This is a genomic window from Pseudomonas aylmerensis (assembly GCF_001702265.1).
Taxonomy (GTDB): domain Bacteria; phylum Pseudomonadota; class Gammaproteobacteria; order Pseudomonadales; family Pseudomonadaceae; genus Aquipseudomonas; species Aquipseudomonas aylmerensis.
This window is the reverse complement of sequence record NZ_MAUE01000026.1, coordinates 385130-397863: the sequence shown is the minus strand read 5'-3', so window position 1 is coordinate 397863 and position 12734 is coordinate 385130. Positions and strand designations below refer to the sequence as shown.

General features: G+C 62.7%; 12 protein-coding genes. 4 read left to right on the top strand and 8 right to left on the bottom strand.

All coding sequences use genetic code 11. The features are described from left to right. The first annotated feature begins 6 nt into the window (after positions 1 to 6). Positions 7 to 975, top strand: a complete 969-nt coding sequence (locus BBG20_RS19415; RefSeq protein ID WP_065906073.1) for a terpene synthase family protein — start codon at positions 7 to 9, stop codon at positions 973 to 975. Positions 976 to 993: 18 nt separating this feature from the next. Here BBG20_RS19415 and BBG20_RS19410 read toward each other — a convergent pair whose 3' ends face one another. Then, positions 994 to 1977 (bottom strand): polyprenyl synthetase family protein, encoded by a 984-nt coding sequence (locus BBG20_RS19410; RefSeq protein ID WP_065906071.1) that lies wholly within the window; start codon positions 1975 to 1977, stop codon positions 994 to 996. A gap of 141 nt (positions 1978 to 2118) precedes the next feature. Continuing rightward, the gene (locus tag BBG20_RS19405) at positions 2119 to 3306 is read right to left on the bottom strand and encodes an MFS transporter (RefSeq protein ID WP_065906069.1); all 1188 of its coding nucleotides are present in this window, start codon (positions 3304 to 3306) and stop codon (positions 2119 to 2121) included. 142 nt (positions 3307 to 3448) lie between these two features. On the opposite strand from BBG20_RS19405, the gene BBG20_RS19400 reads away from it, so the two are divergent. Beyond that, positions 3449 to 4024 carry a TetR/AcrR family transcriptional regulator gene (locus BBG20_RS19400; RefSeq protein ID WP_065906067.1) on the top strand — a complete coding sequence of 192 codons (576 nt, stop codon included), beginning with the start codon at positions 3449 to 3451 and terminating at the stop codon, positions 4022 to 4024. Between the two features lie 6 nt (positions 4025 to 4030). On the opposite strand, the gene BBG20_RS19395 is transcribed toward BBG20_RS19400, so the two are convergent. From BBG20_RS19395 to BBG20_RS19370, 6 genes are all read right to left on the bottom strand, one after another. Continuing rightward, positions 4031 to 5386 (bottom strand): MATE family efflux transporter, encoded by a 1356-nt coding sequence (locus BBG20_RS19395; RefSeq protein ID WP_065906065.1) that lies wholly within the window; start codon positions 5384 to 5386, stop codon positions 4031 to 4033. A gap of 70 nt (positions 5387 to 5456) precedes the next feature. Continuing rightward, complete coding sequence (locus BBG20_RS19390) at positions 5457 to 6416, bottom strand: AAA family ATPase (RefSeq protein WP_065906063.1); 960 nt, start codon at positions 6414 to 6416, stop codon at positions 5457 to 5459. Positions 6417 to 6419: 3 nt separating this feature from the next. Further along, positions 6420 to 7463, bottom strand: a complete 1044-nt coding sequence (locus tag BBG20_RS19385) for an aliphatic amidase (RefSeq protein WP_065906061.1) — start codon at positions 7461 to 7463, stop codon at positions 6420 to 6422. Positions 7464 to 7473: 10 nt separating this feature from the next. Continuing rightward, entirely contained in the window at positions 7474 to 7821 is a 348-nt protein-coding gene (locus BBG20_RS19380) for an FmdB family zinc ribbon protein (protein ID WP_065906060.1), read from the bottom strand. A gap of 2 nt (positions 7822 to 7823) precedes the next feature. Next, on the bottom strand, positions 7824 to 9053 hold the full coding sequence (gene fmdA / locus BBG20_RS19375) for a formamidase (RefSeq protein WP_065906058.1): 1230 nt from the start codon (positions 9051 to 9053) through the stop codon (positions 7824 to 7826). 87 nt (positions 9054 to 9140) lie between these two features. After that, entirely contained in the window at positions 9141 to 9872 is a 732-nt protein-coding gene (locus BBG20_RS19370) for a GntR family transcriptional regulator (protein ID WP_177343952.1), read from the bottom strand. A 113-nt stretch (positions 9873 to 9985) separates the two neighbouring features. Here BBG20_RS19370 and BBG20_RS19365 point away from each other — a divergent pair, with 113 nt between their 5' ends. Both BBG20_RS19365 and BBG20_RS19360 read left to right on the top strand, forming a co-directional pair. Further along, positions 9986 to 11341, top strand: coding sequence for a class-II fumarase/aspartase family protein (locus BBG20_RS19365; RefSeq protein WP_065906055.1), 1356 nt, complete (start codon positions 9986 to 9988; stop codon positions 11339 to 11341). Positions 11342 to 11426: 85 nt separating this feature from the next. Next, positions 11427 to 12731 (top strand): cation:dicarboxylate symporter family transporter, encoded by a 1305-nt coding sequence (locus BBG20_RS19360; RefSeq protein WP_065906053.1) that lies wholly within the window; start codon positions 11427 to 11429, stop codon positions 12729 to 12731. Positions 12732 to 12734 lie beyond the last annotated feature (3 nt).

Here is a 12734-nt window from a genome sequence, read left to right as displayed (position 1 = left end):
ACCGCAATGCCGGACTCGCCCCTGATCGTCCCGAAGCTGCATTGCCCTGAGCCCACACGCGTCGATGAACAGCTCGCGCGACAGGTCGACGACTTGCTGCTGCCCTGGATAGACCGGATGGGTGTTTTTACAGGCCAGACGGCAAAGGTCCACGCAACCGGTTTCGGACGCTTCGCCATGCTTTGCCATCCCGATACGGACGCCCCCGAGCGATTACTGCTGGTCGCCCAAGCCTTCGCCGCGCTGATCTCGCTGGACGATCAGTACTGTTACGACGAATTGAGCGGCACCGTCCCGCAGCCGCTGGGGCCGCGCCTGTTATTGGCCCTGGCGGCAGTAGAGCCTGTCCGCTTGACTGCCCCCTACAGTGCGACGCTGGCACACGCCCTGGCGTCGGACGCCGTCACGCGAGCGCTGCAAGATTGCATGGTTCATCTGGTGTCACTGGCGAGCCCCTCCCAGGCAGCCCGTGTCCGGTATGAACTGGCAGTCCTGTTCGTGGCGATGAATGCTGAAGCCACGTGGCGCACCGCACAGGTACCCACGCTTACCTGGGAGTATCTCGTGCAGCGCCAGGGCAACAGCTTTATGCCGTTCACGGCACTGATAGATGTGGTGGCGGGCTATGAATTGAACGCCAATATCTATGCCAGCGCACCGGTGCGCCAAATCATCACCTTGGTGTCTTGCGCGGCGACTCTGGTCAACGACCTGTATTCAACGGCCAGGGAACAAGCAACCGGCGAAGCGTTCAATCTGCCGACCTTGTTGGCGGACGAGCACCACTGCTCTCTTCAGGACGCCATGTGCATGGCCGCGATGATCCATGATGACCTCGTGCGAACCTACGAGGCTCAAGAGTACAAGCTGCTCAAAGACGCCTCGCCCGCGCTGAAGCGTTTTTTGCGCGGGCTCAAGGCGTGGATGGCAGGGAGTCGGGAATGGCATCAACGCAGCGGCCGCTATCAGGTATGAGAGTCGATGGCCATCGCCCTACGCAACCAGGGTCAGATAATAGTTGTCCTTGAGGTCTTGCTTGAATTCAAGGCGCTGCAACAATGCCTTGAACCGGCGGGCCTGCCCCAAGGTTTCGCCCTGCGCGGCTTGATAACGCGCGATTTGATTGTCCACCTCGTCCATATCGCTCAGCATTTTCTTGAACGTGTCGTCCATCTCCTGCAACGCCTGGTCAAATACCCCCTGCTGACCATAGGCACGGATGATTTCGCGCTTTTCTTCGTCAGAACGAATGCGTTTGGCCAGGGTCTTGCCCGCCAGCAGCATCAGATAGGATTTGGGGCCACTGTCGAGATCCGGCGCAAAGCCTTTTTTTTCGAACCAGGGTATATGGTTCATGTCGCAGTAGTCGTTTTGGAATCGGTAATACAGCGACAGCGTCAACAACAGCGAGCGCAGTGGCTGATACACGGCCATCGGCAGGGGCTGCAGAACCTGGAATGCATCCAGGATCAATAAAAACAAACAGCCGGTATTGGCTTCGGAAATAAGCCGGTATTCCTCCCGCGTCGGCAAGCGTTTGCCTGAATTGATTTTCACGTCCAGGCATTGGCCGATATGCATCCGTTCCAGACTTTCAAGGCCAACGCGGACCAGATCGACATTACGGGTTCCCGCCAAAGCCTGCAGGCCTGCCAGGTATCCGTACATGCCCGAGATCAGCGCAACCGGGATGCCATACTTTACCCACGCCGCAGGAGCCCCTCTTCTGACCTCATCCTCATCGATAATATCGTCATGCATCAGGCAGGAGTCATTAAAGTTTTCCGCCACCGTCCATACGATAGCGACAATATCGCCACTGACCCCATATAACTCTGCCAATGCCTCGGTCATTTCAATGCGAACTTTCTTGCCCGGCTGGTTTTCCTGGTAATCAAAGGGACGTTTCCACGCCGTTCGGGTTTCGGAATAAAGTTGACTCGCGAAAGACTCAGTACTCTCAGGAAGCTGTTTCATCACTCATCCTCACTTAAAAACGTTTAACCGCGCTTCCTGTCGGTTACTACTTCCTATCCACTGAGAATAGTCGACAAACAATGGATGGGTAACGTTGAGCACTCACCGTTTTATTGATTGATGCGGGCCGTTATCCACGTCTTATCGAATTGCGTGAACGTCTAGCCGCCGAAACCCCAACACCGCGGAGCCCAGCACCACCGCCCCCGCCGCCAGTGCCACCCAGAACCCACTGGCCGCGCCGGAGTGGTCGATCATCCAGCCGGAACTGGCGGCGCCGATGGCCACGCCGATGCTCAGGCCGGTGATCAGCCAGGTCATGCCTTCGGTGAGGCGGCTGGGGGGGACGATTTGTTCTACCAGCGCCATGGACACAATCAGCGTCGGGGCGAAGAACAGACCGGAGATGAAGATTGCCACGGCAAGGCCGGGGATGTTGGTCACCAGCAGCAACGGCAAGGTGGTCAGCGCCGTGGCTACGCCGCAGTACAGGAACTGGCGGGGCAACGGCGCCTTGAGCTTGAGGGTACCGAACGCCAGCCCGGCCAGGCACGAGCCGATGGCATACACCGACAGCACGATACTCGCCGCCGCCGGCTGGCCCTGCTGTTGGGCAAAGGCCACGCTGACCACATCGACCACGCCGACAATCACGCCCATGGCCAGCAGCAGGATCATCAGGATCAATACCGAAGGCGACGCGATCAGCCAACGGCCGTGATGATCGTGGTGTTCGTGTACCGGCGGTTCGGTCTCGCGCTGCAGCACGAACGTGGTGACGCCTACGGCCAGCAAGAGCGCCGCGACCAACGGCCCGGCTTCCGGGAACAGCACCACACTGAGGCCCACCGAAATCGGCGGGCCGATGATAAAGCACACCTCGTCAAGCACCGACTCCAGGGCAAACGCGGTTTGCAACTGGGGCTGGCCGCGGTACAACTCGGTCCAGCGTGCCCGCACCATCGCCGACATATTCGGCATGCAGCCGGCCAGGGCCGCGAACACGAACAGCGTCCAGTTCGGCGCCTGCAAGCGGGTGCACAGCAACAACAGCAGCAACGCCCCGCCACCGATCAACGCGGCGATCGGCAGCACCCGACCCTGGCTGTAGCGGTCGACCAGGCGCGACACCTGCGGCGCGCAAAACGCCGTCGCCAGGGCAAATACCGCCGCCACCGAACCGGCCAGGCCGTAGCCGCCGTGCACCTGCGAGAGCATGGTGATCAGGCCGATGCCCGCCATTGACACCGGCATGCGCGCCAACATGCCCGCGAGTACAAAAGCCCGGGCGCCGGGGACCTGGAACAACTCGGCGTAGGGGTTTGCCATCCTGCTCTACCTCTTCCTGAATGCCCTGCAACTTGCTATCTGCAATGATCAAGGCAAAATACATACGGTGCGTATGTGACAAAGCATGCGTAACATACGCAGCGTATGTCAATCCTTCACTTGCCGATTGCGAGCCCAATCCATGAGCCGAGCCCGTGCTGAAATAATCGAAGACACCCGCGCCCGGCTGATCGCCAGCGCGCGCCTGGCCTTCGCCACCCAAGGCTACGCGAATACCTCGATGGACGACTTTACCGCCCGCGCGGGCCTGACGCGCGGGGCGTTGTATCACCACTTTGGCGATAAAAAAGGCCTGTTGGCGGCGGTCGTAGCCCAGCTCGACGGCGAGATGGACGCCCACTTGCAGCGCCTCAGTGACGAAGCTTCGGACCCCTGGTCGGGCTTTTGCGAACGCTGCCGCGCGTATTTGCGCATGGCCCAGGACGCGGAGATCCAGCGCATCGTACTGCAGGATGCGCCGGCCGTATTGGGTGACACCGGCTCCCAGCAGCACTGTGTGGAATCCCTGCGTCAACGGCTCGATGCCTTGATGCACAACGGTGTGATCCCGCAGGCACCGAGCGCCGCGCTTGCGCAGTTGATCAATGGCAGCCTGGTCAACACCGCGCTGTGGATCGCCCGGGATGCACACCCGGGCGAACGCCTTGAAGAAGGCCTGCAGAGCCTGGAACTGCTGTTGCGCGGCTTGAAGCAATAAACCGCGCTAGACCAGCCGCTTGATCTGCTTATGCCGCCACACCAACCGGTAATACGCGGTCTGCAAGCCCAGCATCGCCAGGTAGGTCACTGGAAACGCCATCCACACGCCTTCCAGCCCGAAGTGCGCGTTGAGCAGGTAGGCCATCGGCAACTCGACGCACAGCACGCAGAAAATCGAGATGACCACCGGCATCAGCACCACGCCGCTGGCGCGCATGATCCCGCCGATCACCGCCTGGAAACCGAATACCAGGATGCTCCACAACATGATGTGCAGCAGGTGTTCGGCGTTGACCCGCGCCGCGTCGTCGGTGATGAACAAGCCGAGCAACCAGTGCGACAGGACATACCCCAGCACAATCAGGCCACCGGTGAGGCAGGTGTTGATCAGCAGCCCGGTGCGCAAGATCGGCCCGATACGCTCCAGGCGACCGGCGCCAATCGCCTGGGCACCGAGGATCGAGGCAGTGATGGCAATCGACAGCGCCGGGAACTGCACGTAGTTGACGATTTGCGTCACCGCGCCATAGGCCGCCGTCGCCTGCGAACCATGGCTGTTGACCAGGGCAAGAATGACCAACTCCGACAGCGATAACACCACCATCTGCAGGCCGGTAGGCAGGCCGATGCGCAGGACCTTGGCCAAAATCGCACGGTCCAGGCGCAAGGCCGCCAGCAGTTCACGGTCCGGCGCCATCACGTGATGTTTATGCCGCAGGCGCAGGATCAGGAACAGCATCGCCGCGGCGTTGCCCACCAGGCCGGCGTACACCGCACTCTGGATGCCGAGGGGCGGCAGGCCGATCCAGCCGCGAATCAGCGCCGGGGTCAGCAGCAGGCCGACCAGGGTCGAGACCATCAGCGCCAACAACGGCGAGATCGTGTCGCTGACGCCGCGCAACAACTGGGTGTAAAGGATGAACACCAGCAACAGCGGCATGATCAACATCATCATCTGGGCGTAGCCCACCGCGTCGTCGAGCACATCCACCGGGGTGCCCAAGGCTTGCAGCGCCGGGCGGGTAAACAGGCTGCCAAGCACCGCCGCGACCAGCCCCACCAACGCGCCCAGCGTCAGGGTGGCACCGGTGATCGCCTTGACCATGCCGGTTTCCTGGGCGCCCCAGGCCTGGCCGATCAATACGGAGGCGCCCGCCCCCAGGCCAATCACCAGGGCAATGAAGAAGAACACGATGGGGAACATCCCCGACACCGCCGCCAGCGCCTGGGTGCCGAGCATTTGCCCGACATAGATACCATTGAGCGTGCCGGAAAAACTCTGCAGGAAGTTGGACAGCACCATCGGTGCCAGAAAGATCAGGTAGACCTGCCACAGCGGGCGTTGCATGGGGCTTTGCATGAAAAACGGGGCCTCGAAAAGCGAAAGCGTCCGAGGGTTATACCGTAATTGGATCCCAGCTTCCCGTGGTTTATCCGCCGCTGCACGCAACCACCAGGCAACCCTGGTGAAGCGTCGCATGCAGGTGCCGGGCTTCGCCGCGCAATACACACTCGGCAATCGCCGGCTCCAATTCGACACGCAGCCTGCGCGCCAATGCCCGCGCGCCAAAACGCACATCATGCTCGCGACACAACCACGCCCGCGCCTGCGCATCCACGCTCAATGAGCGCTGCTGCGCCGCGAGGCGTTGATTGAGTTTGTTCAACTCCACGTCCAGCAAAGCCTCCAACCACTGGGCGTCGATGGGCTCGAACACCAGGATGCGGTCGATGCGATTGAGAAACTCCGGCTCGAAATGCCCGTGCAGTGCCTCTTCGAGCACCGCCGCCTCGCCACGCGCAAACACCCGCAGCACCCGCCGCCAGCCCTGGGCAAAGCGCTGGCGGTGCCGGCGCGCCTGTTGCGCGCCGATGTTGCTGGTCATGAAGATCAGGCTGTTGCGAAAGTCCAGGGTGCGCGTGCCACCGGCCAGGGTCAGCTGGCCGTTTTCGAGAATGCCGAGCAGGCTGCGCACGACTTCCTGGCTGGCCTTTTCCAATTCGTCGAACAGTACGATACCGGGTCGACTGTAGGTGCCCTGGATCAATTCACTGTTGAACAGGCTGATGCCTTCCTTGCTGCCCACATAGCCCGGCGGTGCGCCAGTCAGCGCGGCGGCGTAATGCTCCTGGGCCAGGGTGTGCATGTCGATGCGGCAAAAACCGTCGGCGCGCCCGTGCAGCGCCTGGGCCAGCAGGCGCACGATTTCGGTCTTGCCGACCCCGGTCGGCCCCATGAACAGGTTGACGCTGAGCGGCCGGTCACGCTCGCCGATGTCGGCCTTGACCACCTTGAGCAAGCTTTCCACCTGGGCCAGCGCCGCCTGCTGGCCGACGATCCGGCTGCGCAGCAACGCCATGACCTGGGCCGGTTCGAAGGTAAAACGCATGCCCTACCCCTGCGTCTGTTCTTTACCGCCATGGGGCAATTGCCCCACCGGGCATTCGGCGACACCCACCGTGCCGCGGGTGATTTTCTCCACGTTCTCCTGGGCCTTTTGCGCATCCAGCACCCAGGTGCGGTAGAACTCGAACGGGCAGTCGGCCACGCCCTTGTCGCCATCGCCCGAGGCGTGCATGCCGGTGTAGCCACGGTGCAACAGCTTGAACAGGTGGTTCTGCGACTGGTCATTGGCCCGCGCATCGCGGATCTGCGAAACCGACAGCTGGGCGTACTGGATGCCCATCTCCTCCTCGCCGCACTCGCCCAGGGTGCGCCCGTCGAAACCGATGATCGCCGAGTGGCCGAAGTACGAATACACCCCGTCGAACCCTGCCGCATTCGCTACGGCCACATAGCAGTTGTTGGCCCAGGCCATGCTCTTGGACATCTGCACCTGTTGCTCCTTGGCCGGGTACATATAGCCCTGGCAACGCACGATCAACTCCGCGCCCTTCATTGCACAATCGCGCCAGATCTCCGGGTAGTTGCCGTCGTCGCAGATGATCAGGCTGATCTTCATGCCCTTGGGGCCTTCGCACACATAAGTGCGATCGCCCGGATACCAGCCCTCGATGGGGCACCAGGGAATGCACTTGCGATAGCGCTGCACGATCTCGCCGAGATTATTGATCAGCACGAGGGTGTTGTAGGGCGCCTTGTGCGGATGCTCCTCGTGGCGCTCGCCGGTCAGGGAGAACACGCCCCAGGTGTTGGCCTGGCGGCACGCCGCCGAGAAAATCGCAGTCTCCTCACCGGGGATGCTTGCGGCGGTGGCCATCATCTCGTCGTGGTCGTACATGATGCCCATGGTGCTGTATTCCGGGAACACCACCAGGTCCATGCCCGGCAGGCCCTGTTTCATGCCGACAATGATGTCGGCGATCTTCCTGGCGTTGTCGATGACGTCGGCCTTGCTGTGCAGGCGCGGCATCTTGTAGTTCACCACCGCTACACCGACGGTGTCCGGGCTGCTGGAAATGTCGCCATGGCGCATTGCAACTCTCCTAGTGACTGATCATCCACGGCCGGGGGCCGGTCTTGGTCTTGAGGCCCAGCGGGTTGGCCTTGCTCGGCAGCACCGCCTTACTGGTGCCGCAGCAACTGCAACCCGCCGGGTGCCGGCGACTTTCCTGGTATTCGCCGACAGTCTGCGGCGCGTGGGCGCTGCGCTCGTTGCCGGCGATGGCCTTGCGTTGGTTGGCCGACAGCGTTTGCAGGGCTGGCGCCGACACCAACAGCTGCCCGCCGGGCCCGGCACAGTACGGGCACTGGCTGGGCGCGTGGCGCTGGGCAATCGGCCGTAGCTGGGTGAAGGTGCCGCACGTGTCGCAGGCGTATTCGTAGGTCGGCATGGCTACAGGTCCGGGGCAATGGGCAGGTCGATGCTGCCGTCGAGGAAGCGCGTCGGGCCATTGGCGTTGGGGTTGATATCGAACTCGAAGATCTCCGTGGGCAACCACAAGGTCGCGCAGGCATTCGGGATGTCGACCACGCCGCTGATGTGTCCCTGCACCGGCGCCGAACCGAGCAGCGCATAGCCCTGGGCCGGCGAGTAGCCGAACTTGGTCAGGTAGTTGATCGCATTCAGGCACGCCTGGCGGTAGGCGACGTTGACGTCCAGGTAGTGCTGCTGGCCCTGCTCGTCGACCGAGATGCCTTCGAAGATCAGGTAGTTCTTGTAGTTCGGCGTGATCGGGCTCGGCCTGAAGACCGGGTTCTTGATGCCGTACTTGGCCATGCCGCCCTTGATCAGCTCGACTTTCATGTGCACCCAGCCGGCCATTTCGATGGCGCCGCAGAAGGTGATTTCGCCGTCGCCCTGGCTGAAGTGCAAGTCCCCCACCGACAGCCCGGCGCCGTTGACGTAGACCGGGAAGAAGATCTTCGAGCCGCGTGACAGATCCTTGATATCGCAGTTACCGCCATGCTCGCGCGGCGGCACCGTGCGAGCACCGGTGGCGGCGGCATCGTCACGGGCCTGGCCCTTGAGCTTGCCCATATGGGCGGTGGCGGCCAGCGGTGCGTTGGCCAGCGGAGGCACGCGGGTCGGGTTGGTGTCGATCAGTTCCTGCTCGCGGCGGTTCCAGTCGGCGAGCATCACCGGGTCAGGCAGGCAGCCGATCAGGCCGGGGTGGATCAGGCCGGCGAAATTCACCCCCGGAATGTGCCGCGAGCTGGTGAACATGCCCTTGAAATCCCAGATAGCTTTTTGTGCGCTGGGGAAGTGATCGGTGAGGAAACCGCCGCCGTTCTGGCGCGAGAAAAAGCCGTTGAAGCCCCACTGGGAATCGGCCTTGGCGCCGATATCGAGCAGGTCCACCACCAGCAGGTCACCCGGCTCGGCGCCGTGCACGCCCACCGGGCCGGAGAGGTAATGCACGGTGGACAGGTCGACGTCGCGCACATCGCTGGCGTCGTCGTTGTTCTTGATGGCGCCGGCGGTCCAGTCGTAGGTTTCCAGGATAAAGTCGTCGCCCGGCTTCACCCAGCACGCCATCGGGATATCCGGGTGCCAGCGGTTGTGGATCTGCTCGTTCTCGGTAACGGGTTGGTTGAGGTCGACTTTGATCAGCGTTTCGGTCATGGGCTGGCTCCTGGACGGATGACATTGCGTTCAATCCAGTCTCATCGGGCCAGCCCAATCGGGAAATACGTTGGATGACGTATGGGCTCAGAGCTTGTCGCGTTTCATCTGCATGGTCAGGGTGAAACGGTCGGCGGGATAGACCGTTTCCGACACCGCAATCAGCGCCCCGGCTTCATCGCGGTATTGGCGGATGATGTTCAACCCCAGCGCGCCGCCCTGCGCCTTGAGGCTGGCAGCCAGCTCGGCGGGCAACTGCACCGGGCGCACCTGTTGGTCAACCACCTCGATAGGCCGCGAGAAGGCCTTGCCGATCAGCGCGGCAATGAGTTCGTCGGGGTGCTTGCGCGCGTCGGGGATCACCTCGGCAAAAGCCTGTTCGGCGTACACGTCGGTCCAGCACAACGGCGCATTGCCGGCGCTGGCATCGACCTTGATGCTCGACACACAGAAATAATGCCCGCCCGGTTCCAGCCCCAGGCGCCGGGCCAGGGCGATATCGGCGACAAACTCCCGCACGCCCTGGATATCGCGGATATGCGTCTCGGCCACCTGCACCAGGTCGGCCACCGAGGCCATTGCCTGGGAGTAGCCGCCCTGCGGCGAGGCGGCTTCGACCCGCGTGCCCACACGCTTGCGGCGCGAGACCATGCCCTGCCCCTGCAACTGGTCAATAGCCGCGCGCACCGTGTGGCGGCTGACCGCGTACAGCGAGCACAGTTCGAATTCAGTCGGCAACAACGACCCTACCGGGTAATGGCCGCTGCCGATCTGCTCGATCAAGTCCTTGGCAACTGCCGCATAACGCCTCTGGCTCACGCTTTCCATTCTTACCCTCGCTGTCGAGTTGACAGTGTATCAGTCCAGGCGCAATCATAATGTACGGACATATTAAATATGTATGGTTTAAAAATAACAAATAGGGTTTTCCCATGTCGAGTACCGTTTTTGATTCCGCCCTGTTCCGTGACATGTTCGGCACCGCCGAAATGCGCGGTGTGTTTTCCGATAAAGCGCTGATCGAGCGTTACATCGAAGTGGAAGTGGCCCTGGCCCGCGCCGAGGCGCGTTGCGGGGTGATCCCTGCCGAGGCGGCCGAGCAGATCGCTGCGCTGTCGCAGTACCAGGCGCTGGACCTGGCGCTGATGCAGCACGAGACCGAGATCGTCGGGTACCCGATCCTGCCGCTGGTGGAGCAACTCTCGAAGATTTGCGGCGAAGCCGGCCGCTACGTGCATTGGGGCGCCACCACCCAGGACATCATGGACACTGCCGTGGTCCTGCAGGTGCGCGCTGCGCTGGCCATCGTCGAGCGTGACATCCAGGCGGTACGCGGCCTGCTCGCCGGCCTCGCGCAGCGCTACCGCGACACGCCGATGGCCGGCCGTACCCACTTGCAGCACGCGCTGCCGATCACCTTCGGCTACAAATGCGCGGTCTGGCTGAGCATGTTCGACCGCCACGCCGAGCGCCTGGTGGAACTGCGCCCACGCGTCGAAATCGGCCAGTTCGCCGGGGCCGCCGGCACCCTCGCCTCCCTCGGCGACAAAGGCCTGGATGTGCAGGCAGCGCTGATGGCCGAACTCGGCCTGGGCGTGCCACAAGCCACCTGGCACGTGGCCCGCGATGGGCTGGCAGAAACCCTGAACTTCCTTGGCCTGGTCACCGGTTCCCTGGGCAAGATCGCCCTCGACATCATGATGATGATGACCAGCGAACTGGGTGAGGTGTACGAGCCCTTCGTCAAGGGCCGTGGCGCCAGCAGCACCATGCCGCAGAAGCGCAACCCGATTTCCTGCGAACTGATGTACGCCGCCGCCAAGGGTGTGCGTCAACACGCCGGGCTGATGCTCGATGCGATGATCCAGGATTTCGAACGCTCCACCGGCCCGTGGCAGGCCGAATGGATCGCCATTCCGGAAGCCTTTGCCCTCAGCGCCGCGTCCCTGGGGCAGGCAACCTTCATGCTCGCCGGCCTGGAAGTGCGCCCCGAGCGCATGCGCAAGAACCTCGACATGACCCAGGGCCTGATCGTCGCCGAAGCCGTGATGATGGGACTCGCCCCGGCGCTCGGCCGCCAGGTGGCCCACGACGTGGTGTACGCCGCCTGCCGCATGGCCAACGACCAGGGCACCAGCCTGCTCGACGCCCTGCTCGCCCAGGGTGAAGCCACTGCGCAACTGGACCTCGCCGAACTGCAACGCCTGACCGACCCGGCCAATTACCTGGGGCTGGCACCGCAGATGGTCGATATCGCGCTCGCGCGCCAGGGTGCGGTAAAACGCTGACCTTGCAGGGGCCGGCTTGCCGGCTCCCGCAGGGGGTTACCTGCGCTTTACGTCGCCGAACCATAACAACAATGAGATCACAGACATGTCATCCACCCCCGCAAAAAAACCGCTCTACAAGGACCTGACCTTCCAGGTCGTCGCCGCGATGTTCCTGGGGATCGCCTTCGGCTTTCTCGCCCCGGAACTGGCTGCCAGTTTCAAGATCCTTGGCGATATCTTCCTCAAGCTGATCAAGACCGCCGTCGCGCCGCTGGTGTTTTTCACCGTGGTCCACGGCATTGCCTCGGCCGGCGATATCAAGCGCGTCGGCAAAGTAGGCCTGCGTGCATTGATCTACTTCGAAGTGGTGTCGACCATCGCCCTGGCCATCGGCCTGTTGTGGGGCAACCTGCTGCAGATCGGCTCCGGCATGCATGACGCCCACCCGAGCGCCGCTGCCGCTGCCGCCACCACCGCCGCGGTGGCCAAGGGGCACGCACCGGCCTCGACCATGGACTTTATCTACGGCATTTTCCCCGACAATTTCGTCGGCGCCTTCGCCGGTGGCCAGCTGTTGCAGGTGCTGGTGATCTCGGTGTTGTTCGGCTTCGCCCTGCTGGCCCTCAAGCCCGAGCGCCGCGAAGTCATCGAAGATGGCCTGAACCGCATCTCCGAGTGCTTCTTCGAGTTCATCAACCTGATCATGAAGTTCGCGCCGCTCGGCGCCTTCGGCTCGGTGGCCTATGCGGTCGGCAGCAACGGCACGGCGGTGCTGATGTCCCTGGCCAACCTGGTGTTGATGTTCTACGTCGGCATCGCGTTCTTTATCTTTGTGGTACTCGGCGCGGTGTGCCGCCTGAGCGGCTTCAGCCTGTGGCGCTTCCTCACGTATATCAAGGATGAAATCTTCATCGTGCTCGGTACCGCGTCGTCGGAAAGCGCGCTGCCACGCCTGCTGCAGAAGCTCGAGAAGTTCGGCTGTTCCAAACAGAGCGTCGGCCTGGTGCTGCCCACCGGCTATGCGTTCAACCTCGACGGCACCTCGATCTACATGTCGCTGTGCGTGCTGTTTATCGCCAACGCCTACGGCGTGCCGCTGAGCTGGGAACAACAGCTGGGCATCATCGCGATCATGCTGGTGACCTCCAAGGGCGCGGCGGCAGTGTCGGGTGGCAGCTTCGTGGTGTTCGCCGCCACCGTCACGGCCATCGGCGTGCTGCCGGCCGAAGGCCTGGCGCTGTTGTTCGGGGTGTACCGCTTCATGTCCATGGCCATCGCCACCTGCAACACCATCGGCAACAGCGTGGCCACGGTGGTGGTGTCGAAATGGTCCGGCGAGTTTTCCCAACAGACCGCCCAGGATGAATATCAACGTGTCCTCGGCCGCCCCGCCGGCGCGGCGCTTTAACGG